Origin of the sequence: Streptomyces sp. NPDC059003 (assembly GCF_042740445.1) — a bacterium.
Classification (GTDB): domain Bacteria; phylum Actinomycetota; class Actinomycetes; order Streptomycetales; family Streptomycetaceae; genus Streptomyces.
Map to the genome: position 1 here is coordinate 1 of NZ_JBHYJH010000141.1, position 26500 is coordinate 26500.

The window sequence follows — 26500 nt, forward strand, 5'->3', positions numbered from 1 at the left end:
CGCGGGGCCTCTCCTCGCTTCCGTTCCGGTGCTTCCGTTCCGGTGCTTCCGTTCCGGTGCGGCGGCGCCGCTCAGCGGCGCAGGGACAGAGGCAGCGTGGCGTAGCTGGTGATGCCCATCACGCCGCGGCGCTCGGGCTCCTCGGCCAGCTCGATCACGGGGAACGTGTCGATCAGCGCCGGGAAGAGCGCGGCGGCCTCCATGCGGGCGAGCGAGCCGCCGAAGCAGTAGTGGGCCCCGGCGCTGAGGCTCAGGTGGGGGCCGTCGTCACGGGTCAGGACAAGCCGCTGCGGCTCGGGGAAGCGCACCGGGTCGCGGTTGGCGGCGGCGAGCAGACACAGGACGAGGACGCCCTCGGGGATCTCGGTCCCCGCGACGGTGACCGGCCCGGTGGTGAACCTGCTCGACGCGGTGTTGTGGGTGCTGTAGCGCAGCAGCTCCTCGACGGCCGGCGTCGTGATGCTCTTGTCCTCCCGCCAGCGCTTCAGCTCGTCGGGGTGGTCGAGGAGCGCGGCCATGCCGGCCGCGATGAGGTTGGTGGTGGCCGAGAAGCCCGCGGTGAACAGGAACAGGACGAGCGCGATCAGCTCCTCGTCGTCGAGGCGGCCGCCGTCGGCCTCCTGGACGAGCGAGGTGAACAGGTCCTCGCGCGGCTTGGCGCGCCGGGCCGCGATCTCGCCGCGGAAGTACGCGGTCAGTTCGTCGGCCGCGGCGTCGGCGCGGACCAGGACGTCGTCGGGGAACATCCCGGCGAAGACCTGGGACCACTCGTCGGACAGCTGCCACAGGCGCTCGCCGTCCGCGAACGGCATGCCGAGCACCTCGCAGATGACGGCGACCGGGAAGGGCGTGGCCAGCGCGTCGACGAGGTCCACCGTCCCGCCCCCGGCCGACCGCTCGGCGAGGCCGTCGATCAGGCCGTGGGTCAGCCGCTCCACCGCGGGCTGCATCGTCTTGATCCTGTTGGGGGTGAAGACGCGGCTCGCCAGGACGCGGACCCGGCTGTGGTCGGGCTGGTTGAGGGCGACCATCGAGTTCAGATACAGGCGCAGGGACGAGTGGTCGGCCCAGTCGGGGCGCATCTGCGCGGCGATGCGGGCGCCGCTGTGCACGTCGGGCCGCTTCAGGAACTCGGTGATCTCGGCGTGCCCGGACAGCGCCCACACACCGAGGGCGGTGCTGCTGTGCACCCGGTTCACCGACCGCAGCGTGTCGTAATGGGGGAAGGGGTCAATGGGGTGGGGCGGCATGAGGAGCGCGGTCAGCGCGTCCTCCGCCTGCTGGTACGTGTCGGTCGCTTCGGTGGCCATGTGGTGGCCCCCCCTTTATTCATCGGTGGTGCTTCGGTGTTACGTCGGTGACGGTCCGGTCCGCGGCGCCGTTACTGCGCGGACCGTGTGTCCAGTTCGCCGTCGAGGACGTCGAACAGCTCGTCGGCGGAGAGCGAGTCCAGATCGGCCGGTTCGGTCTCGTCCGGCCGGTGGGTCTCGACCCAGCCGGTGGTCAGGGCGCGCAGCCGGTCCGCGACGCGGCCGTACGCCTCCGCGTCCGGCCGCGCCGAGGCCAGCGCCGTCTCCAGGCGGGCCAGTTCCGCTTCGAGCGACGTGGCGGCGGCCGCCGTGTCGCCGGTCAGCCGGGCGCGCAGTTCGTCGGCGGTCGCGGCGGGCGTCGGGTGGTCGAAGACCAGCGTGGCGGGCAGCTTGAGACCGGTCGACGCGCGCAGGCCGTCGCGCAGCTCCACGGCGGTGAGCGAGTCGAAGCCGAGGTCCTGGTAGGCCCGGTCGGGCCGCACGGCGTCGATGTCGTCGTGCCCGAGCACCGCGGCGACGCGGGCCCGCACCAAGTCGAGGAGGAGGCCCTCGCGTTCGGCGTCGTCGGCCGCGGCCGCGAGGCGGCGCCGCAGCTCCGCGCCATCGTCCCCGCCGCCGACCGGTCCCGGTCCGCCGGTGCGGCGGCGCGGGCCGCGCACCAGGTCGCGCAGCGGCCCCGCCACCCGCTCGGCGCCGCGCCCCCGCAGCGGAGCCGGGTCCAGGCTGAACGGCGCGAGCGCGGGTTCCCCCGTGCGCAGCGCGTCGTCCAGGAGCGCCAGGCCCTCCTCCTGCGAGAGGGCGGGCAGGCCCATGCGCCGCAGCCGGCGCAGGTCCGCCTCCTCGAGCTCGCCGAGCCCGCTCTTGGCCTCCCACAGCCCGAACGCCAGCGACGTCACCGGCAGGCCCGCCCGGTGGCGGTGCAGGGCGAGGGCGTCGAGGAACACGTTCGCGGCGGCGTAGTTGCCCTGTCCCGCGGCCAGCAGGAGGCCGCCGAGCGAGGAGAACAGCACGAACGCCGACAGGTCACGGTCGGCCGTCAGCTCGTGCAGGTTCCAGGCCCCGTCCACCTTGGGCCGCAGGACCGTCGCCATGCGCTCCGGAGTCAGCCCCCGGACCAGGCCGTTGTCCACGACACCGGCCGCGTGCACGACCGCGTCGACCGGATGCCGGTCGAGGACCCCGGCCAGTGAGGCACGGTCGGCCACGTCGCACGTCTCGATCGCGACGCGAGCCCCGTGGGCGGCCAGTTCGGCGCGCAGTTCCGCGGCGCCCGCCGCGCTCTCGCCGCGGCGGCTCGTCAGGACGAGACCGCGGACGCCGTGCACGGTCACCAGGTGCCGGGCGACCAGGGCGCCAAGGCCGCCGGTTCCGCCCGTGATGAGGACCGTGGCCGCGGGGTCCCAGGGCCGGTGCGCCGCGTCGACCGCCGCGGCGGGGACGCGGGCGAGCCGGGGGACGAGCAGCTCGCCCTCCCTGACGGCGATCTCGGGCTCGTCGACGAGCTCCGGCACGTCGCCCTCCTCGTCGAGGTCGAGCAGGACGAACCGCCCGGGGTTCTCCGCCGCCGCGGCCCGGACCAGACCCCACACCGGCGCCTGGACCAGGTCGACGTCGGTGCCCGGGACGGGCGCCGCACGGCGGGTGACGACCACGAGCTTGCCGTCGCCCTTGTTGTCCTCGGCGAGCCACGCCTGGATCCGTGCGAGGACCTCGTCGGCGACGGCGCGGGCGGCCTCGGGCGTGCCGCCCTCGGCCCGCGGGACCTCGTACACCTCAAGAGGGGCCTGGGGGGCGGGTCCGGCGGCGGCCTTGGTCCAGTCGAGGGTGAACAGCGACTCGCGGTGGCCGCCGCCGGCCCGCAGCTGCTCGACCGAGACGGGCCGCGCGGCCAGGGTCTCGACGGTGAGGACGGGCGCTCCGGTCTCGTCGGCGACCAGCACCCGCGTGCTGTCGTCGCCGTCCTGGCGCGCCAGGTGGACGCGCAGCGCGGCGGCTCCGGCCCGGTGGAGCGTGACGCCGCTCCAGGAGAACGGCAGTTCCGGCGCGGAGTCGTCCTCGTCCCCCGCGTCCGCGGTGCCCTTGATGAGACCGGCGTGCATCGCCGCGTCCAGGAGCGCCGGATGCAGGCCGAACCGGGCCGCTTCCGCCTCCTCCGGCAGCGCCACCTCGGCGAACACCTCGTCGTCGCCGCGCCGCCAGGCCGCCTTGAGCCCTTGGAAGACCGGGCCGTAGTCGTACCCGCGGGCGAGCAGCCGTTCGTAGGCGTCGGCCACCGGTATCGGCGTCGCGTCGCTCGGCGGCCAGGCGGTCAGGCCGGACGGCGGTTCACCGGCCGTGGGGACGAGGGCGCCGGTCGCGTTGCGGATCCAGGTCTCGTCGTCGGCGGACGAGTAGATCTCGACGGTGCGCGCGTCGGCGTCGTCCGGGCCGCCGACCACGACCCGGACGGCGACCCCGCCCTGGTCGGGGATGGTCAGCGGCGCCTCCAGGGTCAGCTCGTCGACCGTCCCGTACCCCATCTGGTCGGCGGCGCGCACCGCGAGTTCGACCAGGCCGGTGCCGGGCAGCAGCACGGTGCCGAGCACGTCGTGGTCGGCGAGCCAGGGCTGTGCGTCGAGGGCGAGCCTGCCGGTGAACACGGCACCGCCGGTGTCCGGCAGCGCGACCATCGCGGTCAGCAGCGGGTGCTCCACCGCGTCGAGCCCGGCGGCGGCACCCCGCTGCTCGATCAGCCAGTACGGCTTGCGCTGGAAGGGGTAGGTGGGCAGGTCGACGCGGCGGGCGCCGCGCCCGGCGAGTACGGCGCTCCAGTCCACCGGCACGCCGCACGCGTACAGCCGCCCGGCCGCGGCGAACAGGCTCTCCGGCTCGGGGCGGTCGCGGCGCAGCGTGGCGGCCGTGACGCCCTCCACGAGCTGCCGCGTCAGGGCGGTGAGGGTGCCGCCCGGGCCGATCTCCAGGAACCGGGTCACGCCTTCGTCCTCAAGACGGCGTACGTCATCGGCGAACCGCACCGCGTCGCGCACGTGCCGCACCCAGTACTCGGCCGACGCCACGTCCTTGGTCAGGCGGATGACCGGTTCCCGATAAGTGACGGACTCGGCGACCTTGCGGAACTCCGCGAGCATCGGGTCCATCAACGGCGAGTGGAACGCGTGCGAAACGGTGAGGCGGTTGGTCTTACGGTCACCGAAGTGCCCGACGACCGCCAGGACGGCGTCCTCCGCACCCGACACCACCACCGAGGACGGCCCGTTGACGGCGGCCAGGCCCACCTCGTCGGTGAGCAGCGGGGTGACCTCTTCCTCGGTGGCCTGGATCGCCACCATCGCCCCACCCGACGGCAGGGCCTGCATCAGACGCCCCCGCGCCGCAATCAGCCGGGCCGCGTCCTCCAGACTCAGCACCCCGGCCACATGCGCGGCAGCCAACTCCCCGATCGAATGCCCGGCCAGGAAGTCCGGCCTGACACCCCACGACTCCACCAGCCGGAACAACGCCACTTCGAGCGCGAAGATCGCGGGCTGCGTGAACTCCGTACGGTTCAGGGCCTCCTCATCACCCCACATGACCTCACGCACATCGAGCCGCACATCGAGCTCGGCGCACACCTCGTCGAACGCCGCCGCGAAGGCCGGGAACGTCTCGTACAACTCCCGCCCCATGCCCAGCCGTTGACTGCCCTGTCCGGTGAACAGGAACGCCAGCTTGCCGTCGCCGACCGCATCGGTGATCGTCTCCGGTCCGAGCAGTACCGCGCGGTGTTCGAGGGCGGCGCGGCCGGTGGCGGTCGAGTACGCCACGTCGAGCGGGTCGCCTTCGGCGGCGAGCGCGCCGATCTGCTCGATCTGTGCCCGCAGCGCCGAGGGCGTCCGGGCCGAGACGGCGATCGGCACGACCGGCAGCTCGCGGCGCTCCTCGGGCTCCGCGTCGAGCGGCGGGGCCTCCTCGACGATGACGTGCGCGTTGGTGCCGCTGATGCCGAACGAGGACACGCCCGCGCGGCGCGGACGCCCGTCGCCGCTCGGCCACTCCAGGGCTTCCGTGAGGAGTCGGACGTCGCCCGCCTCCCAGTCGACCTGGTGCGTCGGCTCGTCGACGTGGAGGGTCCTGGGCAGCGTGGCGTGCCGCATGGCCTGCACCATCTTGATGATCCCCGCCACGCCGGCGGCCGCCTGGGTGTGCCCCAGGTTCGACTTGATCGACCCGAGGTGCAGCGGCCGTCCTTCGGGGCGGCCCTGGCCGTACGTGGCGAGCAGCGCCTGCGCCTCGATCGGGTCGCCGAGCGTCGTCCCGGTGCCGTGCGCCTCGACCGCGTCCACGTCCGCGGCCTTCAGGCCCGCGTTCGCGAGGGCCTGCCGGATCACGCGCTGCTGCGAGGGGCCGTTGGGCGCCGTGAGCCCGTTGCTCGCGCCGTCCTGGTTCAGGGCGCTGCCCCGCACCACCGCGAGGACCGGGTGGCCGTTGCGCCGCGCCTCCGAGAGCCGCTCGACGACCAGGATTCCGGCGCCCTCGCCCCACGCCGTGCCGTCGGTGGTGGACGAGAACGACTTGCAGCGGCCGTCGGCGGCCAGGCCGCGCTGCGCGCTGAAGTCGATGAACGTCTGCGGCGTCCCCATGACGGTCACGCCGCCGACGAGGGCGAGGGAGCACTCGCCGGAGCGCAGCGCCTGCGCCGCCCAGTGCAGGGCCACCAGGGACGACGAGCAGGCCGTGTCGACGGTCACGGCGGGCCCCTCCAGGCCGAGGGTGTACGCCACCCGGCCCGAGACCAGGCTGCCGCCGCCGCTGCCGCCGGCGTAGTCGTGGTACATGACGCCCGCGAACACGCCGGTCGCGCTGCCCTTCAGCGTGGTGGGGACGATCCCGGCCCGCTCCAGCGCCTCCCACGACACTTCGAGGAGCAGTCGCTGCTGGGGGTCCATCTCGCGGGCCTCGCGCGGGCTGATGCCGAAGAAGTCGGCGTCGAACCGGGCCGCGTCGTGCAGGAAGCCGCCCTCGCGCACATAGCTCTTGCCGGGCTTGCCCGGCTCGGGGTCGTAGACGGCGTCGACGTCCCAGCCGCGGTCGGCGGGGAACTCCGAGACGGCGTCGACGCCCTCGTCGACGAGGCGCCACAGGGCCTCGGGCGAGTCCACGCCGCCCGGGTAGCGGCACGCCATCGCGACGATGGCGATCGGTTCGTCGTCCGCCGGGGTGGTGGTGGCGGCGACCGCCGTATCGCCGACGGCGCCGGACAGCTCCTCCAGGAGGTGCTGTGCCAGGTCGGTGGGGGTCGGGTAGTCGAAGACGAGGGTGGCGGAGAGGCGCAGTCCGGTGACGGCGCCGAGGAGGTTGCGCAGTTCGATCGCGCTGAGGGAGTCGAACCCGAGGTCGCGGAAGGCCCGGTCGGGGTCGACGGCGTCGGCGCCCGCGTGGCGCAGGACGGCGGCGGCCTGGGAGCGGACGATGCCGAGGAGTTCGGCGGCGCGCTCCTCGTCGGCGAGCCCGGCCAGGCGCCGCAGCAGGTCGTCGGTCGCGGACGCGGTGGTGTCCGGGGCGCGCCGGGGCCGGGTCGCGCGCACGACGTCCCGCAGCAGGGGCGGGGGCGTGTCGAAGGCCCCGGCGTCGAAGCGGACGGGCACCAGCGCGGGCCCGGGGACCCCGGCGGCGGCGTCGAGCAGCGCGAGGCCCTCCGCCGGTGCCAGGGTGCGCAGGCCGCCGTGGTCGAGGCCGTCCGCCATGCCGCCCCCGGCCCACGGACCCCAGGCCAGCGCGAGCGCGGGCAGGCCGTGTGCGTGGCGGTGGTGGGCGAGGGCGTCGAGGAAGGCGTTGGCGGCGCCGTAGTTGCCCTGTCCGGGGGCGCCGATGACACCGGCGACGGACGAGAAGAGGACGAACGCCGTCAGGTCCATGTCGCGGGTGAGCTCGTGCAGATGCCAGGCGGCGTCCGCCTTCGGGCGCAGGACCCGGTCGATCCGCTCGGGCGTCAGCGAGGTGAGTACGCCGTCGTCGAGGACGCCCGCCGCGTGCACGACGCCGCCGACGGTGCGGCCTTCGAGCAGGGCGGCCAGGGCGTCGCGGTCCGCCGCGTCGCAGGCGGCGACCTCGACCTCGGCGCCCGACTCGGCGAGTTCCGCAGCGAGTTCGGCGGCGCCCGGCGCGTTCGGGCCCTTGCGGCCGGTCAGGAGCAGGTGCCGCACCCCGTGCCGGGTGACGAGGTGGCGGGCGACGGCGGCGCCGAGGGCGCCGGTGCCGCCGGTGATCAGGACGGTGCGCTCGGTGTCCCAGACGGGGGCTTCGGTGTTCTGAGCGGGACCTTCGGCGTCCTGGGGGGAGGCTTCGGCGTCGGCCGCAGGGGCTCCGGCCGCTGGGGCTCCCGGCCCGGCCGGTACCCGGGCGAGGCGCGGCACCCGCACCTCGCCGCCGCGGACGCGCAGTTCGGGCTCGCCGTGGGCCACGAGGGCCCCCGGGTCGACGGCGCCGTCGCTGTCGTCGCTGTCGTCGCTGTCGTCGCTGTCCACCAGGACGAAGCGGCCGGGGTTCTCGCTCTCGGCGGCGCGTACGAGCCCGTGGACGGCGGCGTGACCGAGGTCGGTGCCGTCGGTGGCGCCGCGGGTGACGACGACGAGGGTGGTGTCGTCGCGCAGCGCGGCCTGGACGGCGGCCAGGGCGCCGGCCGTCACCTCGCGTACCGCGGACGGCGTGTCGCCGGTGGTCGGCGGGCAGTGGTGGACGACCGGCTGGGCGCTCCCGGCCGGGGAGCGTCCGCCCGTCGGCGGCACCCACTCGACGCGGAACAGGGCGTCCGGGATCCGGGCCGATGCCAGGGCGTCGGCGGTGACCGGGCGCAGCGTCACGGAGCCGACCGACGCGACGGGGCGGCCCATGACGTCGGCGAGCTCCACCGCGACGGAGTCGTCCCCGCGTACCCGCAAGTGGACCCGCGCGGCGGTGGCGCCCTCGGCGTGCAGGGTGACGTCCGACCACGAGAACGGGAGCACGGTGGCGTCCTGCGCGGTCAGGTCCAGGGCGTGCAGCGCCGCGTCCAGCAGGGCGGGGTGGAGGCCGAAGTGCCCCGCGTCCACGCCCTCGGGGAGGCTGATCTCGGCGAACAGGTCGTCGCCGCGCCGCCACGCCGAGCGCAGGCCGTGGAAGGTCGGCCCGTACGTGAGCCGCTCGTAGAGCCCTTCGGCCGCGAGGGGTTCGGCGTCGCGCGGCGGCCACGCGGTGAGTCCTGCGGCCGGTTCACCGGCGTCGGGGGCCAGGGTGCCTTCGGCGTGCTGGATCCACTCCCGGTCGAGCGGGGCGTCGTCGGCGCGGGAGTACACGGCGACCGGGCGGCGCCCGGTGGCGTCGGGGGCCTCGACGGCGACCTGGATGTGGACGCCGCCGTGCTCGGGCAGGATCAGCGGCACGCCGAGGACGAGGTCCTCGATGCGGCGGCAGCCCACCTGGTCCCCCGCCCGCACGGCCAGGTCCACATAGGCGGTGCCGGGCAGCAGGACGGACCCGGCCACGGTGTGGTCGGACAGCCAGGGGTGGGCTCCGGTGGAAAGCCGGCCGGTGAACACCACGCCGTCGGCGCCGGGCAGCCGCACCATCGCGCCGAGCAGCGGGTGGTCGGTCGTTTCGAGTCCGGCGGAGGTGACGTCGCCGCCCAGGCCGCGCTTGTCGAGCCAGTAGCGGGCGCGCTGGAAGGGGTAGGTGGGCAGGTCGACCCGGCGGGCGCCGCGCCCGTCGAACACGCCCGCCCAGTCGACGCCGAGGCCCGCGGCGTGCAGGCGGCCGAGGGCGGTGAGGGCGGCGGCGGGCTCGGGGTCGCGGCGGCGCAGCGACGGGACGAGTACGGCGGTGTCGGCGCTGGTGGTGAGGGACTGGCGAGCCATGGCGGTGAGGACGCCGTCGGGGCCGAGCTCCACGTAGCGGGTGACGCCCTCGGCCTCCAGGCGGGTCACGATGTCGGAGAACCGTACGGCCTCCCGCACCTGGCGCACCCAGCGGTCCGCGTCCGTCACGTCGCCCGCCGCGACGACCGGCACCCGGGGTTCGGCGTACGTCACGGACTCCGCGACCCGGCGGAAGTCGTCGAGCATCGGGTCCATCAGCGGCGAGTGGAAGGCGTGCGAGACCTTCAGGCGGTTCGTCCTGCGCCCGGCGAGGCGTGCCACCGCGGCGGTGACGGCGTCCTCGGTGCCGGAGAGCACCACGGAGTTCGGGCTGTTGACGGCGGCGATGTCGACGCCCGCTCCCAGCAGCGGGGCGACCTCGTCCTCGGTGGCCTCGACGGCCACCATGGCGCCGCCGGGCGGCAGCGCGCCCATCAGGCGCCCGCGCGCCGTGATCAGCGCGGCGGCGTCCGCCAGGGAGAACACCCCGGCGACGTGGGCGGCGGCCAGCTCGCCGATCGAGTGACCGGCCACGAAGTCCGGCCGTACGCCCCAGGATTCCCAGAGCCGGTACAGCGCCACCTGCACGGCGAAGAGCGCGGGCTGGGTGAACTCGGTACGGTGCAGCGCCTCCTCGTCCGTCCAGATCACCTCGCGCACCGCGGGGTCGAGCGCCCCGCACACCTCGTCGAAGGCGTCCGCGAACGCGGGGAACGCCGCGTACAGCTCGCGGCCCATGCCGAGGCGCTGGCTCCCCTGCCCGGTGAACAGGAAGGCGGTCAGGCCGGTCGTCCGCGCGGCGGGGGCGAGCGGGGCGGTGTCCGCCAACGCGTCCAGTCCGGCGAGGACTTCCTCGCGGTCGGCGCCGACGACGACGGCGCGGTGGGTGAGCGCGGCCCGGGTGGTGGCGAGGGAGTGGCCGAGGTCGACGGGGTCGAGGCCGGGGGTGGCGCGCAGGTGGTCGGCGAGCTGTCGGGCCTGGGCGCGCAGGGCGGGCCCGGTCCGTGCCGACAGGGGCAGCGGCACGGGGGCGCCCGGCGTCGGGCGCGGCGCGGCGGGCTCGGTCCTGGGCTCGGGATCGGCCTGCTCGATGATCACGTGGGCGTTGGTGCCGCTGACGCCGAACGAGGAGATCGCGGCGCGGCGCGGCCTGCCGGTGTCGGGCCACGGCTTGGCCTCGGTGAGCAGACGCACGTTCCCCGCGTCCCAGTCCACCTGCGGCGAGGCCTCGTCGACGTGCAGGGTCCGCGGCAGCGTACCGTGCCGGATCGCCTCGACCATCTTGATGACGCCCGCGACGCCGGCGGCGGCCTGGGCGTGCCCGATGTTCGACTTGACCGATCCCAGCCACAGGGGCTCCTCGCGGCCCTGTCCGTACGTGGCGAGCAGCGCCTGGGCCTCGATGGGGTCGCCGAGCGAGGTGGCGGTGCCGTGGCCCTCCAGGGCGTCGACGTCGGCGGGCGCAAGACCGGCCGCGGTGAGCGCCTGCTGGATCACGCGGCGCTGCGAGGGGCCGTTGGGCGCGGTGAAGCCGTTGGACGCCCCGTCCTGGTTGACGGCCGTTCCGCGGACGACGGCGAGGACCGGGTGTCCGTTGCGGCGGGCGTCGGACAGCTTCTCCAGGAGCAGGACGCCCGCGCCCTCGCTCCAGCCCGTGCCGTCGGCGGACGCGGCGAAGGAGCGGCAGCGGCCGTCGGGCGAGAGCCCGCGCTGCTCGCTGAACTCGATGAACGTCTCGGGCGTCGCCATGACGCTGACGCCCCCGGCGAGCGCCAGGGAGCACTCCCCCGAGCGCAGGGCCTGGCTCGCCCACTGGAGCGCGACGAGCGACGACGAGCAGGCCGTGTCGACGGTGACGGCCGGGCCCTCCAGGCCGAGGGTGTAGGCGACGCGCCCGGAGACCAGGCTGCCGTCGCTGCTGGTGAGGCCGTAGTCGTGGTACATGGCGCCGGCGAAGACGCCGGTGCGGCTGCCGCGCAGCGACGCCGGGTCGACCCCGGCGCGCTCCATCGCCTCCCAGGTGATCTCCAGGAGCAGCCGCTGCTGGGGGTCCATGGTGAGGGCCTCGCGCGGGCTGATCCCGAAGAACTCGGGGTCGAACCGGGCCGCGTCGTACAGGAATCCGCCGTGCCGCACGTAGGTCCTGCCGGGCTTGCCGGGCTCGGGGTCGTACAGGGCGCTCAGGTCCCAGCCGCGGTCGTCGGGGAACGGGCCGATGGCGTCACGGCCCTCGTCGACCAGCGCCCACAGGGACTCCGGGGAGTCGACGCCGCCGGGGAAGCGGCAGGCCATGCCGATGACGGCCACGGGTTCGGCGGCCGCGTCAGCGGCCGCGCGCAGGCTCTCGTTGTCCTGGCGCAGCCGCTCGTTCTCGATGAGGGAGCCGCGCAGGGCTTCGACGATCTCCTCGACCTTGGCATCCACCGTCGTCTCAGCCTCCGCTCACCGTCGTGGTCCGCGCGCCGATCGCGCCGACCGAGTCAAGGAATGCGCCGAGCACTTCGTAGAAGCGCTCCGGCTCCTCGAAGTGCGGGGAGTGGCTGGAGTTCTCGAGGATCTCCCAGCGGGCGCCCGGGATGAGTTCCTGGAAGGGGCGCACCGTGACCGGCGTCGCCTCGTCGTGCCGGCCCGAGAGGACGAGCGTCGGCACGTCGATGCGGGGCAGGTGGTCGATCACCGACCAGTCGCGCAGGCTGCCGATGACGTGGAACTCGCTCGGGCCGTTCATGGTGCGGTAGACCGTCGGGTCGGTGGCGGCCTCCATGTACGAGGCCATGAGCTCGTTGGGCCAGGGGTCGACGCGGCAGACGTGCCGGGCGTAGAACACGAGCATCGCTTCCAGGTACTCGTCGCTGTCGGTGGTGCCCGCGGCCTCGTGGCGGCGCAGCGTCTCGTCGACGCCGGGCGGCAGCTGGGCGCGCAGCACGTCCATCTCGGACCGCCAGAGCCGGTAGGACGCCGGGGAGTTGGCGATGACGAGGCCGCGCAGTCCCGCGGGCCTCTCCGAGGCGTGCCAGGCGGACAGCATCCCGCCCCACGACTGCCCGAACAGGACGTAGTCGTCGGCGACGTCGAGCTCGCGCAGCAGGTTCTCCAGCTCGTCCCGGAACAGCTCGGGGGTCCAGAAGCCCGGGTCGGCGTCGGGCAGGTGGGTGGAGCCGCCGTTGCCGAGCTGGTCGTAGTGCACGACGGTCCAGCCGCGCTCGGCGAACGCGGAGAGGCCGATCAGATAGTCGTGCGTGGAGCCGGGGCCGCCGTGGACGACGACGAGGGCCGGGCGGCCCGTTCCCCGCTGTCCGGTGACGCGGTACCAGGTCTCGTACTCCCGGAAGGGAACGGTTCCCTTGGCCGTGGGCGTGGACGCCATTTCTCAAACCACCTAAGTTCGGGTCGTTCTCACAGCGGTGCCGCGTCCCCCGCGCGCGGCGTGCACATCTCCGGGGGATCCCTGGTGCCGGTCGCGGCTCAGTCGGGCGCCACCAGCCACTCCTCGATGGCTCGGGCCGTCGCCGGGGCGTGCTCCATGCCGAGCGTGAAGTGGTGGCCTTCGACGGTGCGCACGGTGTGCCCGGGATCCCACGGCCGGGCCAGCATCTCGGCCGGGTCGACTCCCTGCGGCGGTGTCACGAACGGCTCGGCCGCCTGGACGAACAGGGTGGGCACGGCCAGCGGCACGGGGGCGAAGCCTTCGAGCACCTCGAAGTAGTGCGGCATCGCCGAGAGGCGGGCCGCGTCGTAGCGGCCGAAGGTCGACTCCTGCCCCATGACCTCGCCGATGAGACGGCCGAACCCGACGTCCATCGCCGTGTCCTCGACGCGGAAGGTGTCGATGAGGACCAGCCCGGCGGGCGGGGTCCCCACCCGCTCCTCCAGGTGGCGGGCGAGGAGGTGGCCGATGAGGCCGCCGGAGGAGTAGCCGAGCAGCGCGAACGGCTCGCCCTCGGCCGCCTCGAGGACGGCCTCGCCCAGGACCTGGGTCAGCGCGTCGACGGAGCCGGGCAGCGGCTCGCCCCGCTGGAAGCCGGGCAGGGGCAGCGCGGACACGTGCCGCAGGCCCCGGAACTCGGCGCCGAGGCGGGCGTGCTGGTGCACACCGCCGGCCGCCATGGGGGTGGCGAGGCAGATGAGCCGGGGGCGGCCGGGGCCGTCGGCCAGCTGCACGGCTCGCGGCACACGGTCGAGGTCGTCCGGCGCGGTGAACCGGGGCCGCAGCGCGGCGACGGCCGACATCAGCTTCAGCGCGCCCGAGGAGTCGCCGGTGCGGACCGCCTGCCGGAACAGCTCGGTGACGGTCTCGTCGTCCTCCGTCGGCGGCTCGGCGGACGGGGTGGCGGCGGAGAGTCCGGAGTTCAGCTCGTCGGCGACGAGTCGGGCCAGGCCGGACGGGCTCTTGCTGTCGAACACCGCCATGGTGGGCAGGGTCAGGCCGGTGGCGGCGTTCAGGGCGGTCCGCAGCTCCATCGCGGACAGCGAGTCGAACCCGGACTCCAGGAAGTCGCGGTCGGGGTCGACCGCGTCGGGACCGTCGTGCCCGAGCAGGGTGGCGGCGTACGTCAGGACCAGCTCGCGCAGGGTGTCCTCGCGCCGCTCCGGGGGCAGTGCCGCCAGGTCGCGCCGCAGTGCCTGCGGGTCGGTGCCCGCGCCGCCGGGCGCCGCGCTGCCGCGGGTGGGCGGGATCAGCGCGTGCAGCAGCGGGGGCAGTCCGCCGGCGCCCGCGGCGCGCAGCGCCTTGAGGTCGAGGCCCATCGGCAGGAGGACCGGCTCGTCGCGGGCGGTCGCGGTGTCGAACAGCGCGAGTCCGTCGTCCGCCGTCAGCGCGATCGTGCCGTGGCGGCGCAGCCGCAGCAGGTCGGCCTCGCTCAGGTCCGCCGCCATGCCGCCGGTGCCCCACAGCCCCCAGGCGAGGGACTGTCCGGGCAGCCCTTCGGCGCGGCGCCGCTCGGCGAGCGCGTCGAGGAAGGTGTTGGCGGCGGCGTAGTTGCCCTGGCCGGGCGCGCCGGACACGCCCGCCGCCGACGAGAACAGCACGAAGGCGTCGAGGTCGTGGCCGCGGGTGAGCTCGTCCAGGTGGAGCGCGCCGTCCACCTTGGGGCGCAGCACCTGGTCGAGCCGCTCCGGCGTCAGGTTGGCGATGCTGCTGTCGGCGAGCACCCCGGCCGTGTGCACCACGGCGCTCAGGGAGCGGTCGGCGAGCAGCCGCCGCACGGCGTCCCGGTCCGCGACGTCGCAGGACGCGATCTCGACGGTCGCGCCGAGGCCGGTCAGCTCCTCCTGGAAGGCGGCGGCGCCCGGTGCGTCCGTGCCGCGGCGGCTGGTCAGGAGTACGTCGCGGACGCCGTGCTCGACGATCAGGTGGCGGGTGACGAGCGCGCCGAGGCCGCCCGTGCCGCCGGTGACCAGGACCGTTCCCGTCCGGCCCCAGGGCGACTCCCGTTCCGCCGTCGCCGGGGTGCGCTGCAGTCGGGGCACCCAGAGGTCGCCGTCGATGATCCGCAGTTCGGGCTCGCCGTGCGCGACGGCCCGGGCGAGCGCGTCGGGGTGGTCGCCGTCCGTGCCGAGCAGCGCGAAGCGCGCGGGGTCCTCGGCGCGGGCGGCGCGGACCAGGCCCCAGACGGCGGCGTGCGCCACCTGGTCGTCGCGCGTGACGACCATGAGCCTGCGGTCGGCGAACCGCTCGTCGGCGAGCCAGGCCTGGAGGGCCCGGAGGGTGTGGCCGGTGGCCGTCCTGACGTCGGCGGCGATGTCGTCCGTGCCGTCGGGGAGGGTCAGCGCGACGGTCGCGGGCACGGGGTCGGCCAGTTCCGCGAGGTCGGCGACGACGGTCCAGTCGGCCCCGTCGGCAGGCGCCGGAGCCTGTCCGGCGGCGGGCGTCCACGCGAGGTGGAAGAGGAAGTCGCCGGGCCCCGTGTGCGCCGACGCGAGCTGGTCGGCCGAGACCTCCCTGGTGATCAGCGAATCCACGGACGCGACGGGGCGTCCCTGGGCGTCGGCGACGTGGATCTCCAGCTCCCCGCCTTCCTTGGGGGCGAGCCGGACGCGCGCGGCCGTGGTGCCGGAGGCGTACAGCCGGACGCCCTTCCAGGCGAACGGCAGCGCCGTCACGCCCTCGTCACCGTCCTCGCCGGGCGCGTCGGCCGAGCCCAGCATCGACGCGTGCAGGGCGGAGTCCAGCAGCGCCGGGTGCAGCAGGAAGGTCTCGGCACCGGCCGTGTCGTCGAGCGCCACTTCGGCGAACAGCTCGTCGCCGACCCGCCAGGCCGCCTTGAGCCCTTGGAAGGCCGGGCCGTAGAGGTAGCCGAGTGCCCCGAAGCGCTCGTACGCGCCGTCGGTGGCGATCCGTGCCGTCTCGGGCGGTGGCCACTGCGTCAGGTCGAAGGACGCGGTCGCGCCCGGCTCTTCGGGCGCGAGCAGGCCCTGCGCGTGCAGGGTCCAGGCCGCGTCGTCATCGGCGTTCTCGGCGCGCGAGTGCAGGGTGAGGGGGCGTCGGCCCGTGTCGTCGGCGGGTGCGTCGACCGTGACGCGCAGCCGGGTGCCGCCCGCGTCGGGCAGGGCGAGCGGCGCGTGCAGCGTCAGCTCGTCGAGGACGCGGCAGCCGAGCTGCTCACCGGCGCGTACGGCCAGTTCGACGAAGGCCGTCCCGGGCAGCAGCGTCGCGCCGAGTACGGCGTGGTCGGCCAGCCAGGGGTGGGTGTCCGCCGACAGGCGTCCCGCGAACACGACGGCGTCCGAGCCCGGCACCGCGATCTCGGCGCTGAGCAGCGGGTGTTCGAGCGCGGCGAGCCCCATGGACGCCGCGTTCCCGCCGTCCCCGGTCATCGGCCCCGCCAGCCAGTAGCGCTTGCGCTGGAAGGGGTAGGTGGGCAGGTCGACTCGGCGGGCTCCCCGGTCGGCGAGCAGGGCCGTCCAGTCGGGGGCGACGCCGGTGACGTGCAGCTGGGCGATCGCGGTCAGCACAGTGGTGGCCTCGGGCCGGTCGCGGCGCAGGGCGGCCGCCGTGGTGGCGTCCGGTGCCGTCTGCCGGGCCATGGCCGTCAGTACGCCGTCGGGGCCGATCTCCAGGAACCGCGTCACGCCTTCGTCCTGGAGGCGGCGTACGTCATCGGCGAACCGCACCGCGTCGCGCACGTGCCGCACCCAGTAGTCGGCCGACGCCACATCCTTCGGGAGGCGCATGGTCGGCCGGTGATAGGTGATGGACTCGGCGATCTCGCGGAACTCCGCGAGCATCGGGTCCATCAACGGCGAGTGGAACGCGTGCGAGACGGTGAGGCGGTTGGTCTTGCGGTCACCGAAGTGCGCGACGACCGCCAGGACGGCGTCCTCCGCGCCGGAGACGACCACGGACGTCGGCCCGTTGACGGCGGCCAGGCCCACCTCACCGGTGAGCAGCGGGGCGACCTCGTCCTCGGTGGCCTGGATCGCCACCATGGCCCCACCCGAGGGCAGCGCCTGCATCAACTGCCCGCGCGCCACCACCAGCCGCGCCGCGTCCTCAAGACTCAGCACGCCCGCCACCTGCGCGGCCGCCAACTCCCCGATCGAATGCCCGGCCAGGAAGTCCGGCTTGATCCCCCAGCTCTCGACAAGCCGGAACAACGCCACTTCGAGGGCGAACACGGCGGGCTGCGTGAACTCCGTACGGTTCAGCGCCTCCGCATCACCCCACATGACGTCACGCATATCGAGCTGCACATCGAGCTGCACATCCAGCTCGGCGCACACCTCGTCGAACGCCGCCGCGAAGGCCGGGAACGTCTCGTACAACTCCCGCCCCATGCCCAGGCGTTGGCTCCCCTGCCCGGTGAACAGGAACGCCAGCTTGCCCTCGTGCCGTTCGCCGGTCACCAGGGACGGCGACTGCGTGCCGTCGGTCAGCGCGGCGAGGCCCGCGAGGAGGCCGGGGCGGTCGTCGCCGACGACCACCGCTCGGTGTTCGAGCACGGCCCGTCCGGTCGCCAGCGACAGCGCCACGTCGGCGACCCCCGCGTCGGGCCGGTCCTCCAGGTGGGCGCGGAGCCGTTCCGCCTGAGCGCGCAGCGCCTCGGGGGTCCTGGCGGACAAGGGCCAGAGCACGGGCCCGGCCTCGGTGGCGGCCGGCGGCGCCTCGGCCTCGGCCGCCGGTGTGCCGTCCTCGACGGGAGGCGCCTCTTCGATGATGACGTGGGCGTTGGTGCCGCTGATCCCGAAGGACGACACGGCCGCGCGCCGCGGACCGTCCGCCTCCGGCCACTCCCGCGCCTCCGTGAGGAGCCGGACGTCTCCCGCCTCCCAGTCCACCTGCGACGACGGCTCATCCACATGCAGCGTCCGCGGCATCACACCATGGCGCAGCGCCTGCACCATCTTGATGATCCCCGCCACACCGGCGGCGGCCTGCGTGTGACCGATGTTCGACTTGATCGAGCCGAGCCACAGCGGGCGGTCCTCCAGGCGCTCCTGCCCGTACGTGGCGAGCAGGGCCTGCGCCTCGATGGGGTCGCCGAGCGTGGTGCCGGTGCCGTGGCCCTCGACCAGGTCGATCTGGTCGGCGGACAGCCTGGCGTTGGCCAACGCCTGGCGGATCACCCGCTGTTGGGCGGGACCGTTGGGAGCGGTCAGGCCATTGCTGGCGCCGTCCTGGTTGATCGCCATGCCGCGTACCACCGCGAGCACGGGGTGGCCGTTGCGCCGGGCGTCGGACAGCCGCTCGACGAGCAGCATCCCCACGCCCTCACCCCAGCCGGTGCCGTCCGCCGCCGTGGCGAAGGACTTGCACCGGCCGTCGGCCGCCAGACCGCGCTGGCGGCTGAACTCGATGAGCGTTTCGGGCGTGGCCATGACCGTGACGCCGCCCGCGAGGGCGAGCGTGCACTCGCCGGAGCGCAGCGCCTGGACCGCCTGGTGCAGCGCGACGAGCGAGGAGGAGCAGGCGGTGTCGACGGTGACCGCCGGGCCTTCGAGGCCCAGGGTGTAGGACACCCGGCCCGACGCGATGGCGCCGGTGCTGCTGTTGTAGGTGTAGTCGTGGTACATCATCCCGGCGAAGACACCGGTCGCGCTGCCCTTCAGCGACGACGGGTCGATCCCGGCGCGCTCAAGGACCTCCCACGACGCCTCAAGCAGCAGCCGCTGCTGCGGGTCGATGACCAGGGCCTCGTTCGGGGCGATCCCGAAGAATCCGGGGTCGAACTCGGCCGCGTCGTAGAGGAATCCGCCCTCACGCGTGTACGTCTTGCCGAGCTTTCCGGGCTCGGGGTCGTAGATCCCCGCCTCGTCCCAGCCACGGTCGGTCGGGAACCACGAGACGGCGTCCACGCCGTCCGCGACGAGCCGCCACAGGTCCTCGGGGGAAGCCGCGCCCGGGTAGCGGCAGCTCATCGCGACGATCGCGATCGGCTCGTCGGCGGCGGCCGCCGGGGCACGGTCGTCCGTCTCCGCGATCGAGGCCCGCTGCCCCACGGGCTCGGGTGCCACTTCCGCGGCCAGGTGCTCGGCCAGGACCCGCGCGTTGGGGTAGTCGAACATCAGGGTGGGCGGCAGCCGGAGGCCGGTGACGGCGTTCAGCGTGTTACGGAACTCCACCGCGCCCAGCGAGTCGAACCCGAGGTCCTTGAAGGCCCGATCCGGTTCCACCGACTCCGGGCCGCCGTGCCCGAGGATGGCCGCCGCGTTGCTGCGTACGAGCGTCAGCAGCTCCCCGTACCGCTCCCCCGCCGACAGGGCGGCGAGCCGCCGGCGCAGGGCGTCCGCCCCGCCCCCGCGTTCCGTCGACGCCACGCGCCGCGTGGAGCCGCGTACGAGACCGCGCAGCAGCGGCGGTACGTCCTCGCCTTGCAGGGCTCCGGCGTCCAGGTTCATGGGGACGAGGACCGGTGTGGGCCGCGCGCCCGCCACGTCGAACAGCTCAAGGCCCTGGCTGGGCGAAAGCCCCACCACACCGGCCCGGCTCAGCCGCTGCCGTTCGCCCTCGACGAGCTCCCCGCCCATGCCCGCGTCGGTGGCCCACAGTCCCCAGGCCAGGGACTGCGCCGGGAGCCCTTGGGCCCGGCGGTGCGCGGCAAGGCCGTCGAGGAAGGCGTTGGCCGCCGCGTAGTTGCCCTGGCCCGGGCCGCCGAAGACGCCAGCGGCGGACGAGAACATCACGAAGGCGGTCAGGTCCATGTCGCGCGTCAGCTCGTGCAGATGCAGCGCGGCGAGCGCCTTGGGGGCCCACACCCTCTCCAGGCGCTCCGGAGTCAGCGAGGCGATCACGCCGTCGTCCAGTACGCCCGCCGCATGCACGACACCGCTCAGCGAGCGCCCTGCCAGCAGCCCAGCCAGTGCCTCGCGGTCGGCCACGTCACACGCGGCTACTTCTACTTCGGCACCCGCGCCGGTCAGCTCCTCCACCAGCTCGGCCGCGCCGGGAGCGTCCATCCCCCGGCGGCTGGTGAGCAGCAGCCGCCGTACGCCGTGCTCCGTCACCAGATGCCGCGCGACCAGACCGCCCAGCGCACCCGACGCACCGGTGACCAGCACGCTGTCGCCGAACACCGACGACGGCACCGACTCCGACTCCGCAGCCGATACCACCGCTCGCAGCCGGGGCACATAGGCCGTGTCGCCCCGGAGCGCCACCTGCGGCTCCCCGGTGGCCAATGCCCTTGCCACAGCCTCCTGTTCGTCGGCGGTGTCGTCGTCCAGGTCGAGCAGGAAGAACCGGCCCGGCTCCTCCGACTGCGCACTGCGGACGAGACCCCACACCGCCGCACCGGCCAGATCGGTCACGTCCTCACCGTCGACCGACACCGCGCCCCGCGTCACGACCACCAGGCGGCGGCTCTCGGTCTGGAGGGCTTCAAGGAGGGAGTTCAGGGTAGACAGCACCTCGGCGCCGTCGGCACGCCACACCGTGGCATCCGTGACCGCGCTTCCGGCCGGGACGGCCGCGTCGCCGCCGGTGGCCGTCGGCGTCCAGTCCACCTGGAACAGCGAGTCCACCCGCGCAAGCGACCGCTCCGACAACTCACGCAACGCCAGCGAGCCCACGGACAGCACCGGCTGTCCCGCGCCGTCCACGGCCTCCAGCGACACCTGATCCTGGCCCGCCGAGACCACCCGGATCCGCATCGTGCCTGCCCCCGTGGCGTGCAACTCCACACCCGCCCACGAGAACGGCAACACCACCCGATCCCCCGCCAGCAACAACGGAATCGCATGCAGAGCCGAGTCAAGCAGCGCAGGATGAATACCGAACCGGTCCACCCCCTGCCCGGACACCTCGACCTCGGCGAAGACCTCCTCACCACGCCGCCAAGCAGGCTTCAACCCCTGGAAGACGGGACCGTAGGCAAGGCCCGCTTCGCCGAGGATGTCGTAATAGCCGTCCAGGCCGACCGGTTCGGCACCGGCCGGCGGCCACTGCGCCAGCTCTCCGAAGCCGTCCCCGGCACCGGCCCCGGCGCCATTGCCCGCGGCCAGGGTTCCGGTCGCATGGCGCACCCAGGACTGATACAGGTCGTTCTCGACGCTCGCGTACACCTCGACGGATCGACGCCCCGACCCGTCGTCCGTGCCGACCACCACCTGGACGACCGTGGCCGCACGCCGGTCCAGGACCAGCGGTGCCTCGATGGTCAGCTCCTCGACACGACCGCACCCCACCTCATCACCGGCACGCACCACCAACTCGACGAAACCGGCACCGGGAAACACGATCGCCCCCGCCACCACATGATCCGCCAACCACGCCTGCGAACCCACCGAAAGGCGACCTGACAGGACGACCTGGTCCGCACCCGCGACGGCCACCACACCATCCAGCAGCGGATGACCGAACACCTCCACGCCACGCCCCGACTCAAGCCAGAACGACTCACGCTCGAACGGATACGTCGGCACCTCCACACGACGAGCACCACGCCCGCCCAGCACAGCACCCCAGTCGACGCTCGCGCCCGACACGAACAACCGGCCCACGCCCGTGAACAGGCTCGCCACCTCGGACCGGTCACGGCGCAGCGTGTGGGCCGCCGCCGCGCCCTCGTCGATCTGCCGCACCATCGCCGTCAGTACGCCGTCGGGGCCGATCTCCAGGAACCGGGTCACGCCCTCGTCCTGGAGACGACGTACGTCATCGGCGAACCGCACCGCGTCGCGCACATGCCGCACCCAGTACTCGGCAGAGGCCACGTCCTTCGGGAAGCGGATGCTCGGCTGGTGATAGGTGACGGACTCGGCGACCTTGCGGAACTCCGCGAGCATCGGGTCCATCAACGGCGAGTGGAACGCGTGCGAGACAGTGAGGCGACGGGTCTTGCGGTCGCCGAAGCGGTCCACAACCGCCTGCACGGCGTCCTCGGCACCCGACACCACCACCGCCGAAGGCCCGTTGACGGCGGCCAGGCCCACCTCGCCGGTGAGCAGCGGAGCAACCTCGTCCTCGGTGGCCTGGATCGCCACCATCGCCCCACCCGACGGCAGGGCCTGCATCAGACGCCCCCTCGCCGCAATCAGCCGGGCCGCGTCCTCAAGACTCAGCACCCCCGCCACATGCGCGGCAGCCAACTCCCCGATCGAATGCCCGGCCAGGAAGTCCGGCCTGACACCCCACGACTCCACCAGCCGGAACAACGCCACTTCCAGCGCGAAAATCGCGGGCTGCGTGAACTCCGTACGTCCCAGGGCCTCCTCGTCGCCCCAGACCACGTCCTTCAGCGGCAGCTCCAGCGCCCCGCACACCTCGTCGAACGCGGCCGCGAAGACGGGGAACGTCTCGTACAACTCCCGCCCCATGCCAAGGCGTTGGCTCCCCTGGCCGGTGAACAGGAACGCCTGCTTGCCCTCGGTCACCGAACCGACAACGGTCTCGGACCCGACCAGGACCGCACGATGTTCCAGGGCGGCCCGGCCCGTCGCCGCCGAGTACGCCACATCCAGCCCACCCAGGCCGAGGGACGTGTACCGGTCGATCTGGGCGTCGAGGGCCGTCCGCGTCCGGGCCGACACCACCAGCGGAACGACCGGCAACTCCCGTCGCTCCACCGGCTCTTCCTCGACCGGCGGCGCTTCCTCGATGATGACGTGGGCGTTGGTGCCGCTGATCCCGAAGGACGACACGGCCGCACGCCGCGGACGCTCGCCCCGCGGCCACTCCCGCGCCTCGGTGAGCAGCTGGACGGCGCCCGCCTCCCAGTCCACCTGTGGCGTCGGCTCATCCACGTGCAAGGTCCGCGGCATCACGCCGTGCCGCATCGCCTGCACCATCTTGATGATCCCCGCCACGCCGGCCGCGGCCTGGCTGTGGCCGATGTTCGACTTGATGGAGCCGAGCCACAGGGGTTGGTCGGCGGAACGGTCCTGGCCGTACGTGGCGAGCAGGGCCTGGGCCTCGATAGGGTCGCCGAGGGTGGTGCCGGTGCCGTGGCCCTCGACCAGGTCGATCTGGTCGGCGGACAGGCGGGCGTTGGCCAGGGCCTGGCGGATCACCCGCTGTTGGGCGGGGCCGTTGGGAGCGGTGAGGCCATTGCTGGCGCCGTCCTGGTTGGTGGCCATGCCGCGTACCACCGCGAGGACGGGGTGGCCGTTGCGCCGGGCGTCCGAGAGCCGCTCGACGAGCAGCATGCCCACGCCTTCGCTCCAGCCGGTGCCGTCCGCGGCGGCCGCGTACGACCTGCACCGGCCGTCCGGGGAGAGGCCGCGCTGGTGGCTCATCTCGATCAAGGTCTCGGGCGTGGCCATGACCGTGACGCCGCCCGCGAGGGCGAGCGTGCACTCGCCGGAGCGCAGCGCCTGGACCGCCTGGTGCAGCGCGATCAGGGAGGAGGAGCAGGCGGTGTCGACGGTGACCGCCGGGCCCTCCAGACCGAGGGTGTAGGCGACGCGGCCCGAGGCGATGGCGCCGGTGCTGCTGTTGAAGGTGTAGTCGTGGTACATCATCCCGGCGAACACACCGGTGGCGCTGCCCTTGAGCGTCGTCGGGTCGATGCCCGCGCGCTCCAGGACGTCCCACGACGCTTCGAGGAGCAGCCGCTGCTGCGGGTCCATGATGAGCGCCTCGTTCGGGGCGATCCCGAAGAATCCGGGGTCGAACTCGGCCGCGTCGTAGAGGAACCCGCCTTCGCGCGTGTACGTCTTGCCGGGCTTGCCGGGCTCGGGGTCGTAGATGGCCGCCTCGTCCCAGCCCCGGTTGGTGGGGAACCACGAAATGGCGTCCACCCCGTCGTCGACGAGCCGCCACAGCTCTTCGGGCGAGCGTACGCCGGGGTAGCGGCAGCTCATCGCGACGATCGCGATCGGCTCGGTGGAGGCGGCTTGCAGGGCGCGGTTGCGCGCGCGGAGGCTCTCGGTCTCTTTGAGCGACGCACGCAGCGCCGCCACGAGTTTCTGGTCGGTGTCCGGCATCGTCATTCCTCAGGCGTTTCGCGCGGCGTCATCGAGATCGGTGTCTTGCAGGGCCATGCTGATCAGCGCTTCGGCGTCCATCTCGTCGATGTCGTCGATCGCGTCCTGCTCCGGCTCGGGTGCGTCCGTGGCCGGGGCGGCACCGGCGAGTTCGAGCAGGGTGTCCATCACCCCCACGTCGCGCAGCCGGGTGAGCGGGATCGACTGGAGCAGGCGGCGGATGCTCTCCTCCTGGTCGGCCGCGCCGCCGTCACCGGCTTCCGGTGCCACTTCCGCGACCAGGTGCTCGGTCAGGACCCGGGCGTTGGGGTAGTCGAAGATCAGGGTGGGCGGCAGGCGGAGGCCGGTGGCGGCGTTGAGGTTGTTGCGGAACTCCACCGCGCCCAGCGAGTCGAACCCGAGGTCCTTGAAGGCCCGCTCCGGCTCGACCGACTCCGGTCCGCCATGGCCGAGGACGGCGGCCGCGTGGCTGCGTACGAGCGTCAGGAGCTCGTCGTGCCGTTCGCCGGCGGTGAGCGGGGCAAGGCGCTGGCGCAGGGCGTCCGCCCCGCCGTCGTGTCCGGCCGAGGCCACGCGCCGCGTGGAGCCGCGTACGAGACCGCGCAGGAGCGGCGGGACGTCACCGGCCTCCAGTCCCCTGATGTCCAGGTTCATGGGGACGAGGACGGGCGTGGCCAGGGCGCCCGCCACGTCGAAGAGTTCAAGGCCCTGGTCGGGTGCGAGGCCCGTCATGCCCACGCGGCTGATCCGCTCGCGGTCGCCGTCGACCAGCTCACCGCCCATGCCCGCGTCGGTGGCCCACAGACCCCAGGCCAGGGACTGCGCCGACAGGCCCTGGGCCCGGCGGTGCGCGGCAAGGCCGTCGAGGAAGGCGTTGGCCGCCGCGTAGTTGCCCTGACCCGGGCCGCCGAGGACTCCGGCGACCGAGGAGAACATCACGAAGGCGGTCAGGTCCATGTCGCGCGTCAGCTCGTGCAGATGCAGCGCGGCCTGCGCCTTGGGCGCCCACACCTTCGCCAGGCGCTCCGGAGTCAACGAGGCGATCACGCCGTCGTCCAGTACGCCTGCCGCGTGTACGACACCGCTGAGCGAGCGGCCCTCCAGCAGCTGGGCCAGGGCCTCGCGGTCGGCGACGTCACACGCGGCTACTTCTACTTCGGCACCCGCGCCGGTCAGCTCCGCCACCAGCTCGGCCGCACCCGGCGCGTCCTTCCCCCGGCGACTAGCGAGCAGCAGCCTTCGTACGCCGTGCTCCGTCACCAGGTGCCGCGCGACCAGGCCGCCCAGCGCTCCGGACGCGCCAGTCACCAGCACGGTGTCGTCGCCGAACACCGACGACGGCTCGGACTCCGCGACCGACGCCGCTCGCAGCCGCGGCACGTGGCACTTGCCGTCCCGGACCGCCACCTGCGGCTCCCCGGTCGCCAGGGCAAGGTCGACTGCCGCCTGCACCTCCGCGTCGCCGCGGCCGTCGGTGCCGTCCAGGTCGACCAGGACGAGGCGACCCGGTTCCTCCGACTGCGCGCTGCGCGCCAGGCCCCATACGGCCGCACCGGCCAGGTCGGTCACGTCCTCGCCGTCGACCGACACGGCTCCCCGTGTCACGACCGCCAGGGGGCCGCTCTCGGTCTGGAGCGCTTCAAGGAGGGAGTTCAGCGTGGGCAGTGCCTCGCCGTTCCCGGCGTGCCACACCGTCATGTCGGCGCGCTCACCGCCGCTGGCGGCCGTCGGTGTCCAGTCCACCTGGAACAGCGAGTCCACCCGGGCGAGGGACCGCTCCGACAACTCACGCAACGCCAGTGAACCGACGGACAGCACCGGCTGTCCCGCGCCGTCCACGGCCTCCAGCGACACCTGGTCCTGACCGGCCAAGACCACCCGGATCCGCAGGACCCCGGCGCCCGTGGCGTGCAACTCCACACCCGCCCACGAGAACGGCAACACCACCCGATCCCCCGCCAACAGCAACGGAATCGCATGCAGAGCCGAGTCAAGCAGCGCAGGATGAATACCGAACCGGTCCACCCCCTGCCCGGACACCTCGACCTCGGCGAAGACCTCGTCACCACGCCGCCAAGCAGCCTTCAACCCCTGGAAGACGGGACCGTAGGCCACTCCGGCCTGGGCCAAGCCCTCGTAGAGCCCGGATGTGTCCACCGGTTCGGCTCCCGCCGGCGGCCACTGCGCCGAGACCTGTCCGGCGTCGCCGGTCCCTGTGGTCAGCAGCCCCGCGGCATGGCGGACCCACGGCTGGTACGACTCGCTGTCGCTGCGCGCGTACACCTCGACCGGCCTGGATCCTGACCCGTCGTCCGACCCGACGACCACTTGAAGCGCCGTCGCGCCGCGCTCCGCGAGGACCAGCGGTGCCTCGATGGTCAGCTCCTCGACACGACCGCACCCCACCTCGTCACCGGCACGCACCACCAACTCCACGAAACCGGCACCGGGAAACACGATCGCCCCCGCCACCACATGATCCGCCAACCACGCCTGCGAACCCACCGACAGACGCCCCGACAAGACGACCTGATCCGCACCAGCAACGGCCACCACACCATCCAGCAGCGGATGACCGAACACCTCAACGCCACGCCCCGACTCAAGCCAGAACGACTCACGCTCGAACGGATACGTCGGCACCTCCACACGACGAGCACCACGCCCGCCCAGCACAGCACCCCAGTCGACGCTCGCGCCCGACACGAACAACCGGCCGACCGCGGTGAACAGGCTGGTCACCTCGGACCGGTCGCGGCGCAGGGCGGCCGCCGTGGTGGCGTCCGGTGCCGTCTGCCGGGTCATGCCCGCGAGGATTCCGTCGGGGCCGATCTCCAGGAACCGGGTGACCTCCTCGTCCTGGAGGCGCTGGATGTCGTCGGCGAAGCGCACCGCGTCGCGCACGTGCCGCACCCAGTACTCGGCCGACGCCACGTCCTTGGTCAGGCGGATGACCGGTTC

Annotated in this window: 4 protein-coding genes and 1 pseudogene; all 5 read right to left on the reverse strand. The window is 73.8% G+C overall.

Annotated elements, in window-relative coordinates; all coding sequences use genetic code 11:
* Nucleotides 1-71: 71 nt before the first annotated feature.
* Nucleotides 72-1310: a cytochrome P450 gene (locus ACFWZ5_RS34685; protein WP_384806904.1), complete on the reverse strand. Its 1239-nt coding sequence runs from the start codon at nt 1308-1310 to the stop codon at nt 72-74.
* Nucleotides 1311-1381: 71 nt separating this feature from the next.
* Nucleotides 1382-11497 (reverse strand): annotated as a pseudogene (locus tag ACFWZ5_RS34690) (SDR family NAD(P)-dependent oxidoreductase); the annotation flags it as partial.
* Nucleotides 11498-11609: 112 nt separating this feature from the next.
* The gene (locus tag ACFWZ5_RS34695) at nt 11610-12545 is read right to left on the reverse strand and encodes a proline iminopeptidase-family hydrolase (protein ID WP_384791845.1); all 936 of its coding nucleotides are present in this window, start codon (nt 12543-12545) and stop codon (nt 11610-11612) included.
* Nucleotides 12546-12643: 98 nt separating this feature from the next.
* The gene (locus tag ACFWZ5_RS34700) at nt 12644-23515 is read right to left on the reverse strand and encodes an SDR family NAD(P)-dependent oxidoreductase (protein WP_384791902.1); all 10872 of its coding nucleotides are present in this window, start codon (nt 23513-23515) and stop codon (nt 12644-12646) included.
* Between the two features lie 33 nt (nt 23516-23548).
* Nucleotides 23549-26500, reverse strand: a 2952-nt coding sequence (locus ACFWZ5_RS34705; protein ID WP_384891730.1) for a type I polyketide synthase, incomplete at its 5' end; no start/stop codon positions are given.

Excerpts from the sequence above, each read along its gene's own strand:
- ACFWZ5_RS34695 (WP_384791845.1), bottom strand. The coding sequence starts at position 12,545 with ATGGCGTCCACGCCCACGGCCAAGGGAACCGTTCCCTTCCGGGAGTAC.
- ACFWZ5_RS34685 (WP_384806904.1), bottom strand. The coding sequence starts at position 1,310 with ATGGCCACCGAAGCGACCGACACGTACCAGCAGGCGGAGGACGCGCTG.